At 69.1% G+C, this 23,176-nt stretch carries 18 protein-coding genes and 3 pseudogenes; 9 read left to right on the top strand and 12 right to left on the bottom strand.

Annotated features, from left to right (window positions below):
• Nucleotides 1–273: 273 nt before the first annotated feature.
• Nucleotides 274–858 (top strand): DUF3159 domain-containing protein, encoded by a 585-nt coding sequence (locus J2N69_RS00375; RefSeq protein WP_230898870.1) that lies wholly within the window; start codon nucleotides 274–276, stop codon nucleotides 856–858.
• A 67-nt stretch (nucleotides 859–925) separates the two neighbouring features.
• On the opposite strand, the gene J2N69_RS00370 is transcribed toward J2N69_RS00375, so the two are convergent.
• The 4 genes from J2N69_RS00370 to J2N69_RS00355 form a co-directional block, all read right to left on the bottom strand.
• Nucleotides 926–1,981, bottom strand: a complete 1,056-nt coding sequence (locus tag J2N69_RS00370; protein ID WP_230898869.1) for a medium chain dehydrogenase/reductase family protein — start codon at nucleotides 1,979–1,981, stop codon at nucleotides 926–928.
• 59 nt (nucleotides 1,982–2,040) lie between these two features.
• Nucleotides 2,041–3,393 carry a carotenoid oxygenase family protein gene (locus tag J2N69_RS00365; protein ID WP_230898868.1) on the bottom strand — a complete coding sequence of 451 codons (1,353 nt, stop codon included), beginning with the start codon at nucleotides 3,391–3,393 and terminating at the stop codon, nucleotides 2,041–2,043.
• 125 nt (nucleotides 3,394–3,518) lie between these two features.
• The gene (locus J2N69_RS00360; RefSeq protein WP_230898867.1) at nucleotides 3,519–4,085 is read right to left on the bottom strand and encodes a TetR/AcrR family transcriptional regulator; all 567 of its coding nucleotides are present in this window, start codon (nucleotides 4,083–4,085) and stop codon (nucleotides 3,519–3,521) included.
• 730 nt (nucleotides 4,086–4,815) lie between these two features.
• Nucleotides 4,816–5,277 carry a hypothetical protein gene (locus J2N69_RS00355; protein ID WP_230898866.1) on the bottom strand — a complete coding sequence of 154 codons (462 nt, stop codon included), beginning with the start codon at nucleotides 5,275–5,277 and terminating at the stop codon, nucleotides 4,816–4,818.
• A gap of 314 nt (nucleotides 5,278–5,591) precedes the next feature.
• On the opposite strand from J2N69_RS00355, the gene J2N69_RS00350 reads away from it, so the two are divergent.
• The 3 genes from J2N69_RS00350 to J2N69_RS00340 all read left to right on the top strand — a co-directional run bounded on the left by J2N69_RS00350 (nucleotide 5,592) and on the right by J2N69_RS00340 (nucleotide 11,953).
• Complete coding sequence (locus tag J2N69_RS00350) at nucleotides 5,592–7,145, top strand: sigma-70 family RNA polymerase sigma factor (RefSeq protein ID WP_230898865.1); 1,554 nt, start codon at nucleotides 5,592–5,594, stop codon at nucleotides 7,143–7,145.
• A gap of 181 nt (nucleotides 7,146–7,326) precedes the next feature.
• Nucleotides 7,327–9,708, top strand: coding sequence for a non-reducing end alpha-L-arabinofuranosidase family hydrolase (locus J2N69_RS00345; protein WP_230898864.1), 2,382 nt, complete (start codon nucleotides 7,327–7,329; stop codon nucleotides 9,706–9,708).
• Nucleotides 9,709–9,760: 52 nt separating this feature from the next.
• A complete protein-coding gene (locus J2N69_RS00340) occupies nucleotides 9,761–11,953 on the top strand; it encodes a beta propeller repeat protein (protein ID WP_230898863.1) in 2,193 nt (730 codons plus the stop codon).
• Between the two features lie 105 nt (nucleotides 11,954–12,058).
• On the opposite strand, the gene J2N69_RS00335 is transcribed toward J2N69_RS00340, so the two are convergent.
• A complete protein-coding gene (locus tag J2N69_RS00335) occupies nucleotides 12,059–12,229 on the bottom strand; it encodes a BBE domain-containing protein (RefSeq protein WP_330166787.1) in 171 nt (56 codons plus the stop codon).
• Nucleotides 12,230–12,395: 166 nt separating this feature from the next.
• Between J2N69_RS00335 and J2N69_RS00330 the strand changes: the two are divergent.
• Nucleotides 12,396–12,573, top strand: a pseudogene (locus tag J2N69_RS00330) (MerR family transcriptional regulator); the annotation flags it as partial.
• A gap of 105 nt (nucleotides 12,574–12,678) precedes the next feature.
• Here J2N69_RS00330 and J2N69_RS00325 read toward each other — a convergent pair.
• Nucleotides 12,679–13,857, bottom strand: a complete 1,179-nt coding sequence (locus J2N69_RS00325; protein ID WP_230898862.1) for a GDSL-type esterase/lipase family protein — start codon at nucleotides 13,855–13,857, stop codon at nucleotides 12,679–12,681.
• A 78-nt stretch (nucleotides 13,858–13,935) separates the two neighbouring features.
• Entirely contained in the window at nucleotides 13,936–14,505 is a 570-nt protein-coding gene (locus J2N69_RS00320) for a TetR/AcrR family transcriptional regulator (protein WP_230898861.1), read from the bottom strand.
• Nucleotides 14,506–14,589: 84 nt separating this feature from the next.
• On the opposite strand from J2N69_RS00320, the pseudogene J2N69_RS00315 reads away from it, so the two are divergent.
• Nucleotides 14,590–14,831, top strand: a pseudogene (locus tag J2N69_RS00315) (hypothetical protein); the annotation flags it as partial.
• A 49-nt stretch (nucleotides 14,832–14,880) separates the two neighbouring features.
• Nucleotides 14,881–15,220 (top strand): annotated as a pseudogene (locus J2N69_RS00310) (hypothetical protein).
• A gap of 405 nt (nucleotides 15,221–15,625) precedes the next feature.
• On the opposite strand, the gene J2N69_RS00305 reads toward J2N69_RS00310, so the two are convergent.
• The 5 genes from J2N69_RS00305 to J2N69_RS00285 form a co-directional block, all read right to left on the bottom strand.
• Nucleotides 15,626–15,931, bottom strand: a complete 306-nt coding sequence (locus J2N69_RS00305) for a hypothetical protein (RefSeq protein WP_230898860.1) — start codon at nucleotides 15,929–15,931, stop codon at nucleotides 15,626–15,628.
• A gap of 910 nt (nucleotides 15,932–16,841) precedes the next feature.
• Nucleotides 16,842–18,461, bottom strand: a complete 1,620-nt coding sequence (locus tag J2N69_RS00300) for a hypothetical protein (protein WP_230898859.1) — start codon at nucleotides 18,459–18,461, stop codon at nucleotides 16,842–16,844.
• 813 nt (nucleotides 18,462–19,274) lie between these two features.
• Nucleotides 19,275–19,868 carry an LOG family protein gene (locus tag J2N69_RS00295; RefSeq protein WP_269075662.1) on the bottom strand — a complete coding sequence of 198 codons (594 nt, stop codon included), beginning with the start codon at nucleotides 19,866–19,868 and terminating at the stop codon, nucleotides 19,275–19,277.
• Nucleotides 19,869–20,089: 221 nt separating this feature from the next.
• Entirely contained in the window at nucleotides 20,090–20,785 is a 696-nt protein-coding gene (locus tag J2N69_RS00290; protein ID WP_230898857.1) for an adenine nucleotide alpha hydrolase family protein, read from the bottom strand.
• A 76-nt stretch (nucleotides 20,786–20,861) separates the two neighbouring features.
• On the bottom strand, nucleotides 20,862–21,368 hold the full coding sequence (locus J2N69_RS00285; RefSeq protein WP_230898856.1) for an NUDIX domain-containing protein: 507 nt from the start codon (nucleotides 21,366–21,368) through the stop codon (nucleotides 20,862–20,864).
• 254 nt (nucleotides 21,369–21,622) lie between these two features.
• On the opposite strand from J2N69_RS00285, the gene J2N69_RS00280 reads away from it, so the two are divergent.
• The gene (locus J2N69_RS00280; RefSeq protein ID WP_230898855.1) at nucleotides 21,623–22,744 is read left to right on the top strand and encodes a pyridoxal phosphate-dependent decarboxylase family protein; all 1,122 of its coding nucleotides are present in this window, start codon (nucleotides 21,623–21,625) and stop codon (nucleotides 22,742–22,744) included.
• A gap of 47 nt (nucleotides 22,745–22,791) precedes the next feature.
• Entirely contained in the window at nucleotides 22,792–22,980 is a 189-nt protein-coding gene (locus J2N69_RS00275) for a hypothetical protein (RefSeq protein ID WP_230898854.1), read from the top strand.
• Nucleotides 22,981–23,176 lie beyond the last annotated feature (196 nt).

The raw sequence follows: 23,176 nt of genomic DNA, 5'->3' as shown, positions 1-23,176 counted from the left end.
CGGCGGTCGTCGGCTCCCCGTCCCTGACGGTCCGACGAAGGTTTCTCATATGTGCGTTCGCAGTGGCGTTTTCCGCCGGGTTGAATCCGGTCGTCGGCGTCATCGTGCCCCTGGAGTTGGCGTTCGTCTCACTGGCGACGGCGGCGACACGCTCACCGACACCTCGAAGGCCGGTCGCCTCCACACCCGCAAGGTCACCGGCCGGCGTCCATCAGTCGGCGCGGACAGGAACGAGCGATGAGAACACCAAGCGGGACGTCCACAACTGCTGCTGTGGCGGCAGCGGCCCCCACGCTCGTGTTCCTCTGCGTGAACCAGGTCAGCGGCCTGCTGCCAGCGGTCGCCGCCACGACCCTGACCGCGCTGCTCGTACTCGCCTGGCGGCTACGAGCCCGGCAGCAGGTCCGGGAGGCCATCGTCGGTGCCCTGCTGGCCACAGCCTGTGCGGCAGTCGCCGCCGGGACGGGACAGACACGTGGCTTCTTCCTGCTGCCGATGCTGCTCCCGGCCCTTGCCACGGCGGCGTGCCTCCTGTCGCTCGTAGCCGGCCGACCGTTGGCCGGCCTGGTGGCCAACCGGATCGTCGGCGGGCCATCGCAGTGGCGCTCCCACCGGAAACTGCACCGCTTCTACGCGGTGATCACGATGCTGATCTCCCTGGTGAGTCTGGCGAGCCTGGCCGCACAGGTGTGGCTGTACCACTGGGGAGAGGTCGCCTGGCTGGGGCTCCTGCACGTCCTCATGGGCCCGATATGGGCCGCCGTGACGGCGCTGTCCATAGTGCTGTCCCGCAGAGCGGTGACCAGAGAGCGAACGGCTGCGCAACGTGCCGCCTGGGCCGGTGGAACAGACGGCTGACACCTCACCGCCGCCTGGCCTGCGATGACGAACCCCCCAGGGGGCGGTGGCTACGAGCGCCATAGTGCTACGGCACCAGGACCACCTTGCCGACGACAGTGCCGGACTCCGCGAGCCGTACCGCTTCGCCGACCTCGGTGAGCGGCACGCGCGCGGCGACTTGGGGGAGGAGTGCGCCGTCGGCGAGCAGGGCGAAGACCTGGGCCAGGTCGGCGTGGAGCCTGGCCCGGAAAGGGGCGAGTCGGCGCCGCCCGGCCCAGATGTTGTAGAAGCGGGCGCTCTTGCCGTTGGGGAGCGCGTTCCACAACATCAGGCGGGTGAACAACTTGAGGACCGGCGCCTTCGACGAGCCCCGGACGTCGCGGGTCGAGGCGGTGCCGTAGGAGACCAGAGTGCCCTGAGCGGCGAGCAGGCGGTACGAGGCGACGACCCCCTCGCCTCCGACGTGGTCGAACACCGCGTCATAGCCCTGCGGAGCGTGTGCACGCAGCTGGTCCACCAGATCGGGGGCACGGTAGTCGACGGGGACGGCGCCCAGCGCCCGGACGGCGTCGTGGTGCCTGGCCGAGGCCGTGCCGACGACCCGGGCACCGGCGATGCGGGCGAGTTGGACCAAGGTGGAGCCGACGCCACCGTTCGCGCCGTGCACCAGGACGACCTGGCCGGGCTGGACCTCGGCGAGACGGTGGAGCATCTGCCAGGCGGTGATGCCGTTGACCACGAGGGTCTCCGCCTCGGCGGAGTCGACGGACTCGGGTATCTCGGTGAGGTCGCCGGCGTCGACGGTGACGTGGCCGGCCCACCCCCCGATCTTGGTCAGAGCTGCGAAGCGACGCCCCAGCAGTTCGCCGGGGACGCCCTCTCCCACGTCGACGACCCGTCCGACGAGGTCGTAGCCGGGGACGAAGGGGAAGGGCGGTTGGTCGTAGTACTTACCGCGGCGCATCTGCTGCTCGGCGAAGGAGACTCCAGTGGCCTCCATCGCCAGGACCACCTGGCCGGGGCCGGCCGGACGAGCGGGCCGGACGCGGACCTGGATGCCCTCCGGGCCGACCACGCCCGGCAGCACCGCTTCGGTGACGGTCGAGGCGAAGACGGGGGTGTGGGCGGGGGAGTCGCTCATGGGAAAGCTCCTTGTCGCGGGGAAGGCGGTACGGGGTCGGATCGGGCGCGGAGGGAAGGTCACAGGGCGGTGTCCGGGACCCACGAGCCGTGAATCGTGGCGGGTACCCGTCGGGGGAGGTGGACCGTGGCGATGGGGGCCACGGTGAGGTCGGAGGCGTCGAGGACGAGCATCTTCGAGGCGCCGGTGTTGAGGTCGCTCACGATGGTCAGGAGGTATCCCTCGTCCTCGCCGGTGGTGCCGTCCGCCTGGACGAAGACCGCCTCGCTGGGGAGTTGGCCGGTGCCGAAGGGCAGCAGTTGGCGGCCGCCGGTGACGCGGTCGTACTTCACCAGGGCGTGGTTGCCGACACCGAGGTCATCGGGGAACGACAGGGCGTACTGGAAGCGGTGCTCGCTGCCGGTGAAGTTGTCGTTGATCGTGGGGAACTCCACGGTCAGGTCGTCGGTCTGCTGCTCGCGGACGGTTCCGGCGGCCAGGTTGACGGTCCAACGACGGCCGCGGGAACCGGAGTTCGGTTCGGCGCCCCGGTCCTGAGCGCCGACCCACCAGTTCCAGGACCGCTGCCAGCCCACGCGGCCCACCGTGGGGCCCTCGACGACGATGTGTCCGCGGGTGTCCTCATAGGCGTTGGCGAAGTGCATGCCGTAGCCCTGACCGATCTCGAACCAGCGGATCTGCCGGGCCCCGCCCGCTCCACGCGGCATGACGCCGATACGGCTGGCCTGCGCGTCGTTCCACCCGTACGGAATTCCGGAGTGTTCGGCGGGATCGAAGGTGACCGAGCCCTCCAGGAAGACCACGTAGTGCTCGGTGATCGCGAAGTCGTGCTTCAGCGCGGCGCTCGCGCCAGGCACCTCCTGACTGTCCAGCACCTGGCCGTCGGCGGAGGCGACGTGGTGAATCAGGTACGGGGGGCAGGGCGAGGAGGCGAAAAAGTGCAGTTCGCCTGTGGCCGGGTCCTCCCTGGGATGGGCGGTCATGGCGGAGGTGAGTTTGCCGCCGAAGTCGTAGGAGCCGACCGTCTCCAGGTCGGCCGTCAGCTCGAAGGGCAGGGCCGCTTCCGACAGGGCCAGCAGGCGCCCACCGTGCTCGATGATGTGTGTGCCGGCAGTGCTGACCGTCAGATCCGGTCCCCGCTCGGTCATGTAGGGGGCGCCCTCCAGCGCGGGGGTGTGGACCCACCGGTTGCGGTACCACTCGGCGTGCCCCTCGCTGAGGCGGACGCCGTGGACCATTCCGCTGCCCTTGAACCAGTGGGTAGGGGCGATGCCGGGCTTGGGGTTGTGGCTGTTGCGGATCAGTCGACCGGTCAGGTCGGGCGGCAGGCTGCCTTCCACGGTCAACCTGGTCGCGGTGATCTCGTCCGCGACGGGGGAGTAGTGGCCGGTCAGGTAGGGCTTGCTCGTCATCACGCACCTCAAGTTCGTGAGAAGTAACAACGGTAGTGTATGAGTGGTTAGCCACTCACTCTTTGGGGCCAAAAGAGGCGACCGCTGGTACGCAGACCTGGGCGGCCGCCTTTCGGGGGGCCGGATCAGTAATGCATGATGCCGGCCGTCAGGGTGCGGGTCCAGGGCGCCGAGACGGCCCCGGCGTCGATGGAGACCAGCAGATGGCAGAGCATGCCCACGGCGAAGAACTCCTGCACCTGCGCCTCGCTGCCTCCCGACGCGCTGCGGACGTACTCGACGGTCCTGGCGTACCCTGCCCGGACCGCCTCGCGGATGGCCGGCTCGGACACGGCGGCCGCCTGGGCGTGGAGCTGGACCAGCATCAGGTTGTTGTCGCTGATCAGGTGCGCATACGCGTCGCCCATCGAGGCGAGCACCGCTTCGGGCGCGCTGCTCTCGGCCTTCGCCGCGCCGCTTTCGAGCGCGGCGCGCACCCGGACGAAGCAGTACTCGACGACCGCGGTGAACAGGGCTTCCTTGTTGGGGAAGAGGCGGTAGACGTACGCCTGCGAGATGCCGGCGGCCTTGGCCACCTCGGACGTGGTGGTCCCGAAATACCCCCGGGCCGCGAAGGCTCCGATGGCGGTGCGCAGGACTGTCTCCCGGCGCTCGTCGGCCGTGGACAGTTGGCGGCGTCGCTCCATCTCCATGTGAGTACTCAACCACTCATACTCTTCGGGTGTCAAGCGTGTGCCTCGGGCGGGTGGTATTCGGAGACCTGAAGTACCCCGTCCTCACCGCGCTGCCCTTGGCCGCCGGAAACGCCGGCGGTCCGTATCGAGCGGCATCGGCGAGACGGCCCCGGGCGTCAACCGGGATGGCCGCCTCGTCATCCACGGTCCGCTGGAGCACGTTTGGTGCGTCCAGTCCCACGTCGAGAACCCGAGGGCATGTGCCCGGCCTGAGGACGACCCTTGGATCACGGTCAGGCGCAGCATTTTGCGCTTGTCACCAGCCCGGGCCCGGCGAGGGCCGTAGCGGCTCTTTACAGCTCGGCACGTTCGTCATGCGGTATGCCGACCCTGTGCTTGCGCATTTTTTCGGAGGCCTCCCCATACGAGGTGATCTGAGCGGTGCTGTTGTCGATGACCGGTGGGACGGGTCGGGGCGGTAGAGGCCGCAGCCGGAGCAATGGAAGCGGATCGGGCAGGTGTGACCGCCGGCTGACGTAGGAGGGTTCGGTGCAGCCTCCGAAATAGACGGTTTGCCGACCGCTGTTCGTAGGTCGGCGGGAAGCACGGGGAGTCTGCTCCGTGACGGCCGACGACCTCGAGGTTAAGTTGTGCGGGGCCGCCGTGATCGATGAGGTCGCGCAGCACGTCGAGTGAGGTTCCGGCGTCTGCGTGTCGAACCCATGACCAGCCGATCACTGACGGACGGCTATCGAACAGGGCCACACTCATCGACCAGAACGGTCGGCTCCGACAGGAACACGTTCGGGTCGACGGGCCCGTAAGCAACGTTGTACGTGTCGAGCCAGTACGACCAGTCCCGTATCCCGGCGGCACTACTGAACCGATAGTTCAACTGCCAACGCACCCGCTGCCCCGGGACCAGACACACTGCCGGCGGCCGCCGCGGGCGCGGCGGCAATCCGAACAACGGCTCCACACGTGCCAGCACCCGGAGCCGATCGCCCTCGTCGCGCAAACTGAGTCCGACCTGGCGCAAGTCCCTCTCGCTCTCGTACGGCTTAAAACCGTCACGCTCGGACATTTGGATAACCTGGGCGAAGGAAGACGGCACCGGTGACACCAGGAACCCCGTAGGCGCCGAATTCCTGCGGGTAGCAGCCGCACCGCCCCTGGAGTGCTTCGTCCAGGACGTTCTGATCCACTGCACCGTGGGGCCAAGGCGTCCCGATCCCTGCTGACCGCGCCTACATCGGCGCCGTACCGTGGGACAACACACCGGACAGACGCCCACCCGGTCGCGACTGCGCTGCCTCAGTAGCCCGCAGTTCTTGCGTGGACGAACGCCGTAGCGCCAGTTGGGGCGTGGACGTCTTTGACTGCATGGCTCGCCCCCGAACCCCGGCCTCTCAGAGCCACTCCCTGTCCGCCACGGGCGGACGCGATCGTCACCCCTGGGGATGACCTCGTGCTCCCCACGGTTAGGGTGATCCGCCGAACTCGGCGGATCACTCCCCTGAAGAGATGGGACTGGGGCTCATGGACGCGGATCACGTAAGGCTGGTCGTCGCGGCGCAGCGCGGTGACGAGCGAGCGCGCGAGGAGCTGGTTTCCGCGTACCTGCCGTTGCTGTACAACATCGTGGGACGGGCGTTGAGCGGCCATGCCGACGTGGACGACGTGGTCCAGGAGACGCTGCTGCGCGCGGTGCGCGACCTGCCCGCCCTGCGCGCCCCGGAAAGCTTCCGCTCCTGGCTGGTGTCGATCACGCTCCGGCAGGTCAACACGTACTGGCAGCGGCAGCGCACACTCGCCGACCGGACCACGCTCCTCGACGAGGCGCTCCCGGTGCCGGACACCACCGCCCCTCTGGAGGACACGACGATCCTGCGGCTGCGCATGTCGGACGAGCGCGGACAGGCGGTCGAAGCCAGCCGGTGGCTCGACCCGGAACACCGGGTGCTCCTTTCGCTGTGGTGGCAGGAGTGCGCCGGGCTGCTCAGCCGCCAGGACATCGCCGATGCGACAGGCCTCGGCGTCTCCCACACAGGGGTTCGCCTGCAACGCATGCGCGAGCAGCTGGAGTTGAGCCGGACGATCGTCACCGCGCTGGCGGCCGACCCGCGCTGTCCGGGGCTGAGCGCGACCGTCTCCGGCTGGGACGGTGCGCGAACGTCCGTGTGGCGCAAGCGGATCGCTCGGCATACGCGCGACTGCGCGACATGTACGGCGACGGCGGCCGATCGGGTACCGGCCGAGTTGCTCTTGTCCGGCCTCACACCGCTGGCGGTGCCGACGGCGCTGCTCGGCGCGCTGGTCGCGAAGGGCTTGCTGTCGGGTATGACGGCTACGACGGTGACGACGGCAGCAGCGACCGCGAGCGCCACGGGTACGTCGGCAGGGGGCGGCGCTCTGCTCGGCAAGCTCCACGCGGTCGCCGCCCATCCGATCGCGACCCTCGCCACCGGCGCGGTGCTCGTCACCGGGGCCGCCACGTACGTCGCCTGGCCCGAACCGGAACCCCGGGCGCCCGGTGTCGCCGCCGCCCCGACGGCCGGTACGACCACCTGGGCCACTCAGACTCCGTCAGCCACCCAGGCTCCCTCCGCCACACCGGCCCCATCGACTACCCCGGCTCCGTCGGTCACGCCGTCACCGTCGGACCCGGCCGTGGTCCCGTTGGGCGTGCGCTCCCTCGAATCCGTGGACCGGCCCGGCCAATTCCTCACGTACGAAGGAGACTTCGCGACGCTCAGTAGCGGTGCGGCCACCTTCACCGTCAGCAAGGGGCTCGCCGACAGCCGGTGTGTCACGTTCCGGGCACCGGACGGCCGGTATCTGCGCCACCACTATCTGCGGCTGCGCCTCAGCGCCGACGACGGCAGCCAGTTGTTCCGGGAGGACGCCACCTTCTGCCCGCGTCCCGGGACGGTCGACGGATCGGTGACCCTGCACGCGCACAACTACCCGGGCTCCGCCCTGCGCCCCCGCGACGGATCGATCCGCCTCGACGGCTTCAACGGCACACGTACCTTCACCGGCCAGGCCTCTTTCGTCGTCCGCGCGCCGCAGAGGTGAGCGCGGGGACCCGCTGACTTCACAACCACCCCCCGCATTACGTTTTTCCGCTGCGAGATCCCTCACTGCGCGGGCGCGCACATTTTTCGTTACGCCGTCCCACCTTCGCCAGCCTCCTCTTCAGGGGTGCCCCTTCACGGGCGTCCCCCACTGACCTGTCCCCTGAAGAAGGCCACTCCCCATGACCAGACACACCGACGAACCCCGCAAAGGTCTGCACCGCCTCCGTCGGCCCCGCCGGGCACTGGCGATCGGCGTGACAGCCTCGGCACTGGTGGCCGGTGTCGTGACGTTGCTCCCCACCTCCGCCGGGGCCGCGAGCCTGGAGGCCGAGGCATCGTCGTCGGGCCGGTACTTCGGCACCGCGATAGCCGCGGGGCGGCTCGGCGACGCGACGTACACCACGATCGCCGACCGGGAGTTCAACATGATCACCCCGGAGAACGAGATGAAGTGGGACGCGATCGAGCCGTCCCGCGGCACGTTCCGGTTCGATGCCGCGGACCGGATCGTCAACCGGTCCCTTGAGCGCGGCAAGCGGCTGCGCGGTCACACCACGGTGTGGCACTCGCAGTTGCCGGACTGGGTGAAAGCGATCAACGACCCGGGCACGCTGCGCAGCGTCACGAACCACCACATCAAGACCACGATGGGCCGCTACAAGGGCAAGATCTACGCCTGGGACGTCGTCAACGAGGCCTTCCAGGACGGCGGCAGCGGTGCGCTGCGCGAGTCGGTGTTCAAGAAGGTGCTCGGCAGCGGCTTCATCGAGGAGGCGTTCCGCACCGCCCGCGCGGCCGACCCGGCCGCGAAGCTCTGCTACAACGACTACAGCATCGAGGACTGGTCGGCCCCCAAGACCCAGGGTGTGTACCGCCTGGTGAAGGACTTCAAGGCGCGCGGTGTCCCCCTCGACTGCGTCGGCTTCCAGAGCCACTTCGGGGCGGGCGGGCCGCCGGCCAGTTTCAAGAAGACCCTCGACAGCTTCGCAGCCCTCGGCGTCGACGTGCAGATCACCGAGCTGGACATCGCCCAGGCGTCCCCCCGGCACTACGCGAGCGCGGTCAACGCCTGCCTCGGCGTGCGGCGTTGCACCGGCATCACGGTGTGGGGCGTCCGCGACAGCGACTCGTGGCGCGCGGACGAGAAGCCGCTGCTCTTCGACGCGGCGGGCAAGCCGAAGCCCGCATACGACGCCGTCAAGGGAGCGTTCGGCGCCGGATCGGGTACGACCCCGGCCGACCGTGGCGACGGCACCGGTGAGATCAAGGGCGTGCCCTCCGGCCGCTGTATCGACGTCCCCGACTCCTCGACCGCCAACGGCACTCGCGTACAACTGCGGGACTGCGACGGGCAGTCGAACCAGAGCTGGACGTACACCGCCGGCAAGCAGCTGAAGGTGCTCGGCGACAAGTGCCTGGACGCGAAGGCGAAGGGCACGGCTAACGGCACCGAGGTCGTCATCTGGGACTGCAACGGCGGCACGAACCAGCGGTGGAACATCAACACCAACGGTTCGATCTCCGGCGTCGAGTCCGGCAAGTGCGTGGACGCGATCGGCGCGGACACGTCCAACGGCACCAAGCTCCAGCTGTACACCTGCGCCGACGTCGGCAACCAGAAATGGACCGCCCCTTCCGGGTCGGCCGGTGGCACGTGCGCGCTGCCGTCCACGTACAAGTGGAACTCGACCGGCGCCCTCGCGCAGCCCGCGAACGGCTGGGCCTCGCTGAAGGACTTCACCCACGCCACATACAACGGCAAGCACCTCGTCTACGGCTCGATGTCGACGGGCACCTCGTACGGCTCGATGGCGTTCGCCCCGTTCAGCGACTGGTCCGGCATGGGGGCGGCCAAGCAGACGAAGATGAGCCAGAACGCGGTCGCGCCCACCCTCTTCTACTTCGCGCCGAAGAACATCTGGGTGCTGACCTACCAGTGGGGGGCTTCGCCCTTCAGCTACCGCACCTCCGCCGACCCGACCGACCCCAACGGCTGGTCCGCGCCGAAGCCCCTGTTCACCGGCAGCCTGCCCGACTCCCGGACCGGTCCCATCGACCAGACGCTGATCGGCGACGACAAGAACATGTATCTCTTCTTCGCCGGTGACAACGGCAAGATCTACCGGGCGTCCATGCCGATCGGGAACTTCCCCGGCAACTTCGGCTCGTCGTACACGACGGTCATGAGCGACACGGTCAAGAACCTCTTCGAGGCACCGCAGGTCTACAAGGTCCAGGGCCAGAACCAGTACCTGATGATCGTCGAGGCGCGAGGTGCCAACGAGAACCGCTACTTCCGCTCCTTCACGGCGACCAGCCTGAACGGTACGTGGACCCCGCAGGCCGCCACCGAGTCCAACCCCTTCGCGGGCAAGGCCAACAGCGGTGCGACCTGGACCAACGACATCAGCCACGGTGACCTGATCCGCTCCAACCCGGACCAGACCATGACCGTCGACCCGTGCAACCTCCAACTGCTCTACCAGGGCAAGGACCCCAAGTCGGACGCCCCCTACGACGCGCTGCCGTACCGGCCGGGCCTTCTGACCCTGAAGCGCTGAGCAATTCCGCGCACAGCCGGCCCATCACGTACCAGGAGCACAAGTCCCCTCCATGAACACCTCACCCCCCACCCGCACGGGCTCCCGGCGGCGCGGTCTGCACCGCCGCCGCCGGGGCGCCATCGCCCTGCTGCTCGCGGTGCCCGCCGCGGCCGTGCCGTACCTGGTCCTCACGCAGGACGACTCACAGGCCGCGAAGGCCCCGACGTCCGCGACAGCACCGTACAAGTGGCAGAACGCGCAGGTCGTCGGCGGCGGTTACGTCTCCGGCCTCGTCTTCAACCAACGTGAGCGGGGCCTGCTGTACGCCCGCACCGACATGGGCGGCGCGTACCGCTGGAACGCCCGCGCCGAGAAGTGGATTCCGCTCACCGACTGGCTCGGCGAGAAGGACTGGAACCTGCTCGGCATCGACTCCCTCGCCACCGACCCCGTCGACCCCGACCGGCTCTACCTCGGCGCGGGCACGTACACCAACGACTGGGCGGGCAACGGCGCGATCCTCCGCTCCACCGACCGCGGCCGCACCTTCAAGCGCACCGAGCTGCCCTTCAAGCTCGGCGGCAACGAAGACGGCCGCGGCGCCGGGGAACGCCTCGTCATCGACCCGTCGAACCACTCCACCCTGCTCCTCGGCTCCCGTAAGAACGGCCTGTGGCGCTCCACCGACTACGGTGCGACCTGGCGTCAGGTCGAGTCCTTCCCGGTCAAGGACGGGGCGGGCAGCGGTGCCGGCATCTCCTTCGTGACGTACGGGCCGAAGGGCAGCGGCACCGTGTACGTCGGCGTCGCCGACAGGAACCGGTCCCTCTACCGGTCGACCGACGGTGGTGCCACATGGCAGCCGGTCGCCGGGCAGCCGACCGGCCAGCTGCCACAGCACGGTGTCGTCACGGGCGACGGCACGCTGTATGTGACGTACACCGACAACCTCGGACCCAACGGCGTCACCGGCGGCTCGGTCCGTAAGTACACGCCGAGCAGCGGGGGCTGGAAGGACATATCTCCCTCGCAGGGCTCGTACGGCTTCTCGGGGCTCGCGGTCGACCCGCGCAAGCCGTCCACGGTGATGGTCACGACGTTGGGCCGCTGGTACCCCGAGGACGAGATCTACCGCACCACGGACGGCGGTGCGACCTGGAAGGCCCTCGCCGGCAAGTCGGTACGGGATGCCTCCGGCGCGCCGTACGTCGGCACCCACACCGGTCACTGGATGACGGCCCTCGCGATCGACCCGTTCGACTCCGGGCATGTGCTGTACGGCACCGGCAACGGGATCTGGCGGAGCGAGGACGCCGACGCAGGGACGAGCCACTGGACCGCAGGGGCCAAGGGACTTGAGGAGACGGCGATCCTCGACGCCATCGCCCCGCCCGGCGGCGCGACCGTCCTGACCGCCATGGGCGACCAGGGCGGATTCCGTCACACCGACCTGACGCGGGTGCCGTCCGGGCGGATGAAGGACCCGCTGATGAGCAACAGCACCGACATCGACTACGCCGCGTCGAAGCCGTCGGTGATGGCGCGGGTCGGTACGGGCGGCAAGCAGGACGGCGCCTACTCCACCGACAGCGGCGTCACCTGGCGGGGCTTCGCCACCGAACCGGTGGCCGACGCCCACAGCGGCCGTATCGCCCTCGCGGCGGACGGCTCCACGCTGGTGTGGACCCAGTCCGGGCAGTCCCCGTACCGCTCGACGGACAAGGGAGCGACCTGGTCGAAGGTGCGGGGGCTCGGCACGGGGGCAGAGGTCGTCGCCGACCGCTCCTCCGCCCGCACCTTCTACTCCCTGACCGGCGGCACCCTCTACGCCAGCACCGACGGCGGCGCGACCTTCACCGCCCGCGCGACCGGCCTGCCCGCCGACGGCCGCCTCAAGGCCCTCCCGGGCCGGGCCGGCGACCTGTGGATCGCGGCCGGCGGCAAGGGCCTGTTCCACTCCACGGACGGTGGCGGCACGTTCACCCGGCTCACCTCGGTGACATCCGCCTCGGCGGTCGGCTTCGGCAAGGCCGCGCCGCGCGCCTCGTACCAGACGCTGTACCTGATCGGCACGGTCAAGGGCATCACCGGTGGTGTCTTCCGTTCCACCGACAAGGGCGCCACCTGGACCCGCGTCAACGACAAGGCCCACCAGTGGGGCGCGATCGGCAGCCAGGGCGTAATCACCGGCGACCCCGACACCTACGGCCGCGTCTACATCGGCACCAACGGCCGCGGCCTCCAGTACGGCGACCCGTCCTGATCTCCGTGCATCACCCGTGACAGCGGGCGGCCGCCCTCCTGACCGAGGCGACATCACGGTCAGGAGGGCGGTGGCGCTGCGCGGGGCCGCGATCTCGGCTGCGCCTCACCCAGGCATGGAACCGGCGTAGGCGTTCCCGACGGGGAGCGGAGTGGCGGCGAAGACGAAGTCCGGGTCGACCGCGGACTTCACAGCGAGCAAGCGTTCGGTGTTCGGCCCGTAGGAGTGCGCGACCTGGATCTCCACTACTGCGTACTGGCTTCCGCAGCGGGCCATTGAACTGGGTGAAGGCTCCGGTGGGCGTCGTACGCACCCATCACCGAGAGCGTGCCGAGCGCGGCCGATACGCCCTCCCCTGTACGGGTCTGCCGTTGCGTCACGGTTCCATGGGCCCTTGGCGCGACCGCGCCGACGGCACCGGACGGCGAGGGAGACACCGATCATGGCGTGGAGCACCCGGGAGACGGCGGAGCTGGCCGGCACCGGCCTCAGGGCCGTACGGCGCTACCACGACCTCGGCCTGCTCGACGAGCCGGAGCGCCGCTCCGACGGATACAAAACGGTACGGCGTCAGCCACCTCGTCCGACTGCTCCGGATCAAGCACCTCACCGCCCTGGGCTGATTCCGGGGGTGGGGCTGGCGGGCCCGCAGGTTCCTGAGATACGTGTGCGCCGTGGCCGTCGGTCGACCGGAGCCCTCTCCCTGTCGGCCATAGGTTTCTGGCTCAGCCAGTCGTGATGGCGAAGGGCCCGTTGTGTGTGAAGACGAGCTTGGCGAAGTTCTCGCCGATGCGGCGGTGTCCTTCGGGGCAGGGGTGTATCCCGTCCGGCAGGGGAAACTCCTCGTGGTCGCTCTCGCCGTAGAGGTCGAGTCCGTCGAGGTAGTGGAGGTTGGGGTCCTCGGCGGCCCGCTGTTTGACGATGTCGGCCAGGACGTCGCGGATGATCGAGAGCGTCAGCCGTCCGGCGGCGGTCTCCTCCGGATCGCCGGTGGCCTTGAACTTCAGGGTTCCACTGGAGAAGTCCGGCATGAGAGGTCCGGGGGTGTTCTCGTGGGTCGGACACAGGACGGGGGAGACCAGGAGCAAAGGGATTTCGGGGTGGCCTTCGCGGATGGTGTCGAGGAAGCCGTGGATGGCGGGGGCGAGGGCGCGCAGGCGCATGGTGTCCCCGTTCACGACGTTGATCCCGAGCTTGAGGCTGATCAGGTCCGCTGAGGTGTCGCGCATCGCGCGGGCGGTGAAGGGGTCGACCTGCGCGCTGCCGCTGAGGCCGAGGTTGATCAGCTCCACATCGCCTGCGGAGGCGGCCAGCGCGGGCCAAGTGGTGCTCGGGGTGGCGGCGTTAGAGCCGTGGCTGATCGAGCTGCCGTGGTGCAGCCACACTCGGCGCCCCTGGTCCGGGGACGGCTCGACGGGGGCGTCGCTGCGCAGGGCGACGACCTCGGTGATCTCCGCGTGCGGGAGCCAGATCTCGATGTCCTTCTCGCCGGTGGGGAGGTCGGTGAAGTGGGCGGTGCCGACCGGGCCCGGGGTGAATTCCGCCGTCTGGGTCAGCATGTCGGTGACGGTGCGCAGGTTCCCGCCGTCCACGGTGGCCTGGGCGGTGAGTCGGCCGTCGACCAGGAGGTCGTAGACGCCGTCCGGCGGGGGCGGGAAGCCCCGGTAGACGCGTTTGGTGGGCAGGGTGTCCAGGTGGATGGTGGTGGCGTTGGTACGGAAAGCCAGCCGGACACCGGAAGGCTGGGCCTCGGCCACGGCCAGCTGGTCGTCGGGGATCTGGCGGCGCGCCCGGGCAGGCAGCCGGTGGGGCAGCAGGCCATGGGCGGTCTCTTCCACGTCGAGGTGCCCGCGCAGGAAGTCGGCGGTGACGGGGGTGGTGATCAGCTTCTGTTCGGTGCTCATTGCCTTCAAGCCTTGTCATTCTGGGGTGGGGGTGCTGCCGGGTCGGTACAGAGCAGCCGTCGCGGGTGACGCGACAGGTCAGGAGGCGGACCGGCTCCGCAACGCGGTGTCGAGGCAGTCCAGGGTCCAGGCCCAGGACTGCTGTGCGGCGATGTCCGTGTGGTCGAAGCCGCCGGCTGCCTCCAGGGAGGCGTAGCCGTGGAAGACGCTGCCCAGCATGCGGACCGCGTGTGTCTGGTCCGGCTCAGCCAGTTCGTAGCCACGCAGGATCGCCCGCGTCATCTGCGCGTGCCGGACGCCGGCGCTGGCCGCGGCGGTCTGCGGGTCGAGCCGGTAGCGGGCTGCTTCGTACCGGCCGGGGTGCGCCCGGGCGTAGTCACGGTAGGCGTTCGCGAAGGCCGTCAGGGCGTCCTTCCCCGCGCGCCCGGCCACGGCGTCGGCGACCCGGTCGGCGAGTTCCTCCAGCGCGAACAGCGCGATCCGGGTCTTGAGATCGTGTGAGTTCTTCACGTGCGCGTACAGGCTCGCCGGCTTCACGCCGAAACGCCGCGCGAGCGCGGACAGGGTCACCTCGCCGAAACCGGCCTCATCGGCAAGCTCCGCACCAGCGAGCGTCAGCCGCTCCGGGGTCAGTCCCGCCCGAACCACGACCATCACCTTCTTTCGAGTTGCCTACGGGCAGCATGCACCTACCTACGCCTTATAGGCAAACGGGCATCGTGCTTAGGTGTGGTGTCCGGCGCCCAGGCCCGCATTCCCGAGACAGCCCGGGACCGGCTCGCGGCGCTGGCAGCGGCGGAGGGCATGTCGCTGCGCGCCTACCTGGCCCGGCTCGCCAAGACCCACCTCGCTCCTGACGAGCTGCCGCGCGGGCCGAGCAGGCCCGGGCCGCGCTCAAGGAGTGCGACGGCTACGCGCCCACCCATGCTGAGGAGCAGGACCTCGGCAGCGAGCTGGACCGCCGCCTGGCCCAGACGGCCCCCGGCGAGCGACGCCACGCACCTCGTGCTGGACGACACCGCGATGGCCGCGGCCGGGCAACGTTTTCGCCTCCCGCCTCATCCACGAGCGCGCACGTCCAGGCCGGCTGGCACCCGTATGCCCCCGCGTGCGCGCTCGCGGAAACCGACCCCGCCCGGCTGCGTTCAGCGGAGCACCTGGCTGCGCTGCCGGGTGTCACCGCGCCCGAGCTGGGCCTCTCGGGGGCATTGGCCGTGGCCCGGCACGAGGCCTGGGCGGCAGCACACTGCCAGTACGCGGACCGACCGCCCCCCCGGCCCGCCCCGACGGAGCGGTCATCGCCACCCCCGCCCCCGACCGGCGGATCGGCGAGCCGGTCCGCGTCCTGAACCTGACGCCGTGACACTGACGCCCGGAGCACCCGCCGGCGCCTTGGTGGGCTCGGCAGATCTGAAGGCGGCTCCGGCACCCGGGCGCAGACAGGGCCCTGAGCGTTCGTCGGCGGCATCCGGGTCGGTGAGGGCCAAGACGAAAACGCGCTGGGTCTGGCTGGTGGCGCGCTCGCCGGCGTTATCGTGCTGCTCGGCCTGGTCCCGGGCTGTGGCGTAGGCGGCAGGCCGCGCGGTCTAGGTTGTCGTGGGGCCAAACGGCCTGTCCCGCCGGCGAGGAATTGCATGCCGTGGCGGGGCGGTAAAGTCCCCGCGGTGTACTGAATATCAGGAGCTACCGCTTCAACAGCGGCGAGATCCCGTCCGACAATTCAGATCGGACGGGATCTCGTCGCCATGAGCGAATGCGAAGTGCTACGTCACCACTGGTCGATCCACCGGTGGGTCATCTTTCCGTTGCCACACGCGGCGTACTTCGTTCCGCGGATCTTGTTGACCACGGAGTAATAGTGTTGACCGTCGGTGCACTTGACGCCCACACGCCAGTCCCTGCCACCCGAGCACCAGCCGGACGCGCGATAGTCGCTTATCCTCGTCGTCGAGCACGACATGGCTTGGGCGCCCACTTCGTCGGCGGAGGCGGCAGAGGCCGCGGGGGCAAGGGCCAACCCGCCACCGAGAGCGATCACCGCAGTGGCGGCGGCAAAGGTCGTACGCATCTTCATGAGTGCCGTTTCCTTCCGGGACGCAACGGCCGGCGGTCGGCCGGCCCGTGGTCGTACTGGTCCAGGAAGCTACCGATAGGCCTCGCGCGACGTCATCCCGCACTGGTTTGGCTTTGGAGTCATACCAGCGCGGTAGGCACGCGGCGGCTACAACTGCTGTCGTACACGGCGTATGCGGAGTCCCGGAACTACCGGCGGGTTTCTTGCCCCCCGGTGTCTGGGCCCGGACTTCGGGGGCGACCCGGGGCGGTGGGGGAGTCGGCCGAAATGCTCCAGCGAGTGCTGACTCATCCCATCCCGATGCCGCCAGGGAGGCGCTGACGTTCCTATTCGACGATCACGACCGGTGGAAGACCGGTTTTCCGAGCGTTTACATATTCACGGTCCGGGCCGAGGGCCCGTACCGCGCGGTGGAGCCTTTCGAGTACACCTTCGACATGTCCACGTGGGCCCCCGGCGTCCTCCTCAGAGCTCTTGGGCGACTGACGGGTCTACTGCGGTGCCAAGATCGCTGCGCCGTGTTCGTCGTGCTCGCGCAACATCCTCGGCACGGTCGCCGGGGAGTGATGCTGCCCCTTCTCGGCTCCGGTGGCGATGACGAGCCGCTTCCTGATGTGTCGCGCAGGCTCATTTCTTGGTCGCGTAGCTGCAGGGCCATGGGACAGCATGGAGTCGCCTTCACCACGGACAGCGTGGCCCGGCCCTGGTCCACCGCGAGGACGCGTACGCCGGACGGCTCGGCCCATGGAGGGCGACCTCGTGGTCGCAAAGGCACGGAACTCCCGGCCTACGATCGCAGCCGGCATTGCCTTCCAGCCCCACTACGCACGCTTCACCGACTTCGCGCCCCCACCATGAGAAGCCCACACGATCCGGTCGCTCACACGGCTGACCGACCCCGATGCGCGTACTACAGGAGTCCTGCCAGCGGCAGGACGCGCTCGGCCAGCTGTCCACGCAGCCGTCCTTCGGACATGTCGACCTCAGCGAGCCAGTCGGCAGCGACCAGCAACTCGACGTGGTCGCCCACCTGTTCGGTTGGCAGGGCGCAGAACACGGCGGCCTTGTCCAGGTGGAGTCCTCCGTCTTCCGCGTGCCCGAGGTGTCCGCCGGGGCGGGTGTGGGCGGCGGTGTACAGCGCCAGGAGCCGGGTCGCCGCGCTGGCCTTCTTCTTGCGGAGCTTTCGGTCGCCCGCCGCTTTCTGGGCCCAGCCGGAGATCCTCGCGCGGGTGATCTTGCCGAAGGTGAAAGGGCGAGGTTGGTCGGGCAGCAGGGTGGGGACGGTGACCGCGACGGGGTTCTCGGGGCGGGAGGCCATCACCTCGGGGACCGTGCCGGGCAGGCGCAGCCAGTCGGCGTCGACCAGCTGCTGCAGCACCCGCTCGGCATCGTCCTGGAGCCAGCCGGTGAGGTCCTGGCCGGTGATGTTCCCGACGCCGGCGCGGGCGGCCCGCAGGGTGAGCATGAGCACCGCCAGGTGCACCTCGGCCTCCGGGCGCGGGGCATACGCCTGGGCGTAGTCCAGCACGGCACGGGCATGCACGGCCTGTTGCCGTGTCAGCAGCCGTTCCACCACCGGGCCGGCGTCGTCTGCTGTGGCGTCGGCGGGCCAGCCGCCACGGTTGGCGTGCATCTCGCGGGTGGTCTGCGCGGCCTTCTCGGCTCGTTCTGCTTCGTGCCGCAGGGAGCCGTCGCCGCTGGCGTCGGCCCACAGGCGGAAGGCGCGGGCCTTGCGCTCGTGGAGGTCGGCGAGGAGGGCGAGGTCGGGCTCGGTGCGCTTCTGGTAGGCGCGGAAGGCGTCCCCGAGGTCGATGAGTTCCAGGCGCAGGACGTCGGGTTCGAGGTCGTGCGGCACGATCCGCTGCGCGATCTTCCCCCATCTCTTCGCCCGCCGGGGCGCCTTGCCCGGTGAGGTGGTGCGGGCGCAGGGGACCGGTGTGGCGGCGGGGGAGGCACTGGTCGCGGGGGAGCGGTGGTGGTCGGAGAAGACCGCCGCCACCCCACCGCCCGTCGTGGCGGCCGGTGTCGGTGCCGGTTGGTCCGTCCCGGCCGGGATGGTGCGGGCCGGGGGTACGGCGGTGTCCAGGACACGGCAGTCACCGATGGCGGCCGCGCACCGTGCGCACATCTCCGCGATCCGCCACAGCCTTCCGGTCCGGTCCGCGTACACGGTCAGGGCCACCGGGCCGCCGCACCGTGCTGTCCCCGACTCGGCCGTCGGCCGTGTGCTGCCGCGCGGTCCAACGGCCGCATCGGGGGTGTGCCAGGCGCAGTCGGCGGCGCGGCAGGCGCACCACGCCTCGTCGCGCGGCCCGCCGCCCGCGCGAATGCGGGCCAGGTGCAGGTTGACGTGGGCGACCGCGGCTTTGCGGGCCGCGGCGGCGCCGTCGGTGAAACGCTGATCGGGGCAGGCCGGGCGGGAGCAGGAGAGCCGGACCGTGCCGGCGGAGGGACGGCCGTAGGGGTCCAGGCGTACCGTCCACACCCGTCCCGCGACGCGCTCCTGCTGCGTGTCGGCATCCACCGTCATGTGCGTACCTTCCAGCGTTGTTTGGTCTGTTGCCGTGGGCGGTCCCCATCATCGAGGATGGTGGCGGAGTTGCCGGTCAAGTACAGGCTGTTCGCGGATGTTTCAGCCTGTCGTGCCCTTCTCCACAGAGCAGGAGATCAGCATTCGGCTGACCCGGCCACGCCGGGTGGCCGGCTCGTAGCAGCCTCCTGACCGGACCGAGGGCACCCCAGGTCCTCCTCGGTAGGTTGCCGGCGACCACGTGGAGGGGGATGGAGTGAGTTCCAGTCCCGTTTCCCGAGGGGCGGGAGGCAGGTTCGGTCCTGCGCGCGAGACCGGGCCTGGATATCACGAGCGGCGGGCACACTCATACTGCAGGTCTGACCATCGAGGTGTGGGATGCGGAGCCGCCGTCCCCTTCAGGGAAATGGGAGAGAACCGCGCTCACGGAGATGTGCACTGGCTTCGGCAAGGCCCCCGCTCCCGGGCACGGAATTCGGCGGAACGGGCGATCAACGAATTAAAGCAGTTCAGGTCGGTCACCACGCGCTAAGAAAAGCACGCCTGCGTCTGCCGTGGCACCGTCACGGCAACCACATCCCTCAACTGACTCCGCTCCTGTTCGGCCCACTGCCGGCCCAGCCGGGGCTGGAGGTTGAGCGGACCGAATTCGTCATCACCGACGGCAGTGCGTGTAGCCATGCCGGTGCGTGCCGCGGCCCGTGGCAGGGCGCCTCTGACGGGGTCTGCCCGCCTGACGACCTGCGGGTTCCGCCGATGACGTCGGAGACGAAGTTGGTGCCGACTCCGGGGGCAGGGCAACGACGTAGGGCTTCACGTCTGGTCGAGTGTGAGCCTCGGTGCTCCCTCCGCCGCGGCGGACGCGTACGGCAGTTGGGCCGCCTTGCGCAGAGCGTCCTTGACCGTGGAGGCATGCTGGACGAGCAGTCGGTCGGCGGGGGAGATGAAGCCTTCGTCGCGGGCGTGATCGAGCATGCGGCGCAGCGGTTCGAAGAATCCGTCGCAATCCAGCAGGACAATCGGCTTCTGATGCAACCGGAGCTGTGCCCAGGCGGTGATCTCGAAGAGTTCTTCCAGGGTGCCGTAGCCCCCGGGCAGCGCGATGAAGGCGTCACTCAAGCGGTGCATCAGGGCTTTACGGGCGTGCATCGACTGCACGATGCGCAGGTCGGTCAAGTCGGTGCGGCCGTACTCGCGGTCCATCAGCGCTTGCGGGATCACCCCCACGATTTTTCCCTTCTCCGCCAGCACGGCGTCGGACAGTGCGCCCATGAGGCCGACACCGCCGGCGCCGTAGACGACGCGGATGCCCTGCCCTGCGCATGTGCGGCCGAGTTGGGCCGCCAATTGTGCGTGGCTGGGGCGTGCCCCGGTGCCGGCGCCGCAGAACACGCACAGGCTCCGCAAGACGGTGCTCTCGTCCTGCGGTCGCTGGGGAGCCGAAAGATGTCCTGGATCGCTCCCCGGTGACGATTCCGTCTGCGGGCCTTCGCCTCCTGTCGGCGTGCGGCCGTCCTGGGGCATGGCTGTTGCCGTCCCTTCACCGTCGAAGCCACCTGCGCGCGAACCTCCGCGGTGCGGATGGCGGGCAGGGCCTGTTGCTCCCACCGGTTCGGTGGAGCTGTACTTCAACGTGCGTGCGTGTGGGCCGACATGTGCTTTCCCATGAGGAAATCGACGATGTCTCTCGCCTTCGGCTCCTTCTGCCGGAGATATGCCTGGACCACGTCGTCAGAAGGAGTGGAGGCGCAGTCGCCGAACAGCAAGTTCTCCTCAAGGGATTTTGTGGACAACCCCAGCTGCATCAGCCGGTACTTGACGAGGTCCTGCGAGGTTGCGTACTCGTAGATGGGGCTGTGGCTGGTGATGCCGTAACTCGCGACGAATTTTTCGAAGAACTCGCGGGACACGTTGCGCTGTTCGGGGAAATCCTGTTGGTAGCGGACGATTCCGTCGTTGATGACGCTGATCCCGTTGCGTGTGCAGTAGTCGACGGCGTGCACGTAGATGGCCAGCTTGTCGCCGAGCAGGATCAGATTCTTGCGATGGGTGAGAATGTCCTGTTCGAGGTCCTCCATGGCCAAGCTGCGGAAAGTGCCCTCGACATCCGCAATGAAGAACTTCTCGACGAGGTCCCCGAAACGCTGGCGGAGCTCTTCCACGCGGAATGCGGTCAGCGTGGAGCCCGGCGGTCCACTGCTCACATGGAAGAGATGGACAGGGATGCCCTGGAGCATCAGGGAGGCAGCGGCCAGTGTGCTGTCCCTGCCCCCGCTGAAGAGGACGAGTTGCGCAGGATTCGCCGAGTCGTCGGTGCGGGTCATGTGAGTGATCTGCCTTTCGGAGAGGGTCTGCCCAGCTGTCTGGCGCGGGATCGGCGAGAGGCGGTGGCTACGGGGTTCAGCACATGTCCCCCAAGTAGACGTGTTCGCGGGTGACGGCATCCGGCTCGCGCAGTCGCGCGGCCAGGGCGCCGGGATACAGCTGAGCCGCGGTCACGTCACGCAATGGCACCCATTCCACCGCCTGTTGCCGTGCATCCGGGCGGGAGGAGACAGCGGCCCCCCGCGCAGGAAGTGAGGAGGACGGCCGGTGGCGGGTGGCATGGAAGACGAAGTGGATCTGCTGATCGGGCTGTCCGTGCGGCATGGTGTTCCGCTCGGGCAGATATTCCCAGACACACCACAACGCCCCTACACGGATACTCATGCCGGTCTCTTCACGGGTCTCCCTGCACGCCGTCTCGTCGAGACGTTCACCACGGTGCTGCTTTCCGCCGGGAAGGACGTACCAGTAGCCGATCTCGGGGGCGTGGTTGCGCACCATCAAGGCCAACCCGTCCTCCACGACGAGCGCTCGGGCGCAGACGGTGACGGGCTGCTGGTCTTCGATGTGTGATGTCAGCATGGTGTCGCCCAACGACTTCGGCGGCGGCGAATGGGGTAATCGTCGATCGCGGTCAGGTGGAGAAAGGGAAGTGGTTTCTCCTCCGTTCCCCTGCGCGCGGTCAGCACCATAGCGTTCTGGGCATACGGAATGGAGCATTGTCTCCTGTGGCGAGTCAGGAAGTTCAGTGGGGCGGGCGCGAGTCACCCGGGTAGCAGGGGATCGTCCGTGCTCGAATGCCTTAGCCGAATGTTTCGGAAGGAGATGGACCGAGCATGCACTCCTACGACCCCTGGTTGGCGGAATTACTGTTCGCCTATATGCGAAAGCGGCTGACGCTGGACCCGGTGCCGCTGGACCAGCCTGTCGGTGAGGACGCATTGCATGGCCGACTCGCAGGACTCATCGGGGCACAGGGCCATGACGCGGCCGAGGTGCTGCGCATCTACGACGAGCACCTGTCCCGGGCGGTGATCTCCTGCGACAGTCCCCGCTACCTCTCCCTCATGCCGGCCGCCCCCACCAAAGCCGCTGTGCTCTTCGACATGGTGGTCTCCAGCGCATCCGTCCAGGGCGCGTCCTGGCTGGAGGCCTCCGGTGCCGTGGCAGCGGAGAACCAGGTCCTGGCGCTCCTCGCGCGGCTGGCCGGTCTGCCGCGCGAGGCCGGCGGCTGCTTCGTCAGCGGGGGCACCGCGGCGAACCTCTCGGCGCTCGCAGTCGCCCGGGAGACCGCGCGAGAAAGGCGCGACCGGCCCACCACCGGTGCTCCGATGCGCGTCGCAGTCGGTCACCAGGCGCACTCCTCGATCATGTCCGCCCTCCGCCTGCTGGACCTCGACTCGTTGCTCGTCACCGAGGAGGACCACCGCCTCACCGGCCCCGCCCTACGTGCCGCCCTGGATGCCGCGGAACGGGACACCGGCACGGTCATCGCCGTGGTGGCCAGCGCGGGAACCACCAACGCCGGCATCGTGGACGACCTAAACGGCGTGGGCCGCATCGCCCAGGAGCACGGCATGTGGTTCCACGTGGACGGCGCTTACGGCGCGGCTGCCCTGCTCGCGCCGAGCGTACGGAGGAGGCTCGCCGGCATCGAACGCGCCGACTCTCTCGTCGTCGACCCGCACAAGTGGCTCATGGCCCCATACGACTGCGCCGCCCTGCTCTACCGCAACCCGGAACTCGCCCGGGCCGTGCACGCTCAGGACGCCGAATACCTCGACATCTTCCACGCGCACGACACAGTCCGCTGGAACCCGAGCGACTACGCGCACCACCTCAGCCGACACGCCCGCGGACTGCCACTGTGGTTCTCCCTAGGCCGTACACGGCACCGACGCCTACGCCAGGGCGGTGGAGGCCGGAATCCCGGCTCGCCCGGCACACCGCCGACCTGATCCATCAACATCCACGGCTGGAGCTTCTACGGGAACCGGAGCTGTCCGTGGTGCTGTTCCGCCGTCGCGGCTGGTCCGCCGACGATCACCGGAGGTGGTGTGCCGACCTGTTGGCCCGGCAGATCGCCTTCGTATGCCCGACCCGGTGGGAGGGACAGACGGCGGCCCGCCTCGTCTTTCTGCACCCCGACACCACCACCGGCATTGTGAAAGAGGTCCTCGACACCTTGGAGTGAGGGCACCGTCGGCGGTGCTTCCCACCGCTCCGTCACAGCGTCACTGGGGGCGCCCGGCGCCAGCCTGACTGATTCCTCACGCTGTTTGTCAAGAGCAGTGAGAGCGGTGAGCGGGGCGAACGTGTAGCTCCGTCCATCCGTCGCGGACGAGGACCCAGAGGACCGCATTTCTCATCCAACTCCGCTTCTGACGGTC

Origin of the sequence: Streptomyces huasconensis (genome assembly GCF_021028635.1) — a bacterium.
GTDB classification, from domain to species: Bacteria; Actinomycetota; Actinomycetes; order Streptomycetales; family Streptomycetaceae; genus Streptomyces; species Streptomyces huasconensis.
Note: the sequence above shows the minus strand (reverse complement) of the source record. Positions and strands in the feature narration are given on the sequence as shown.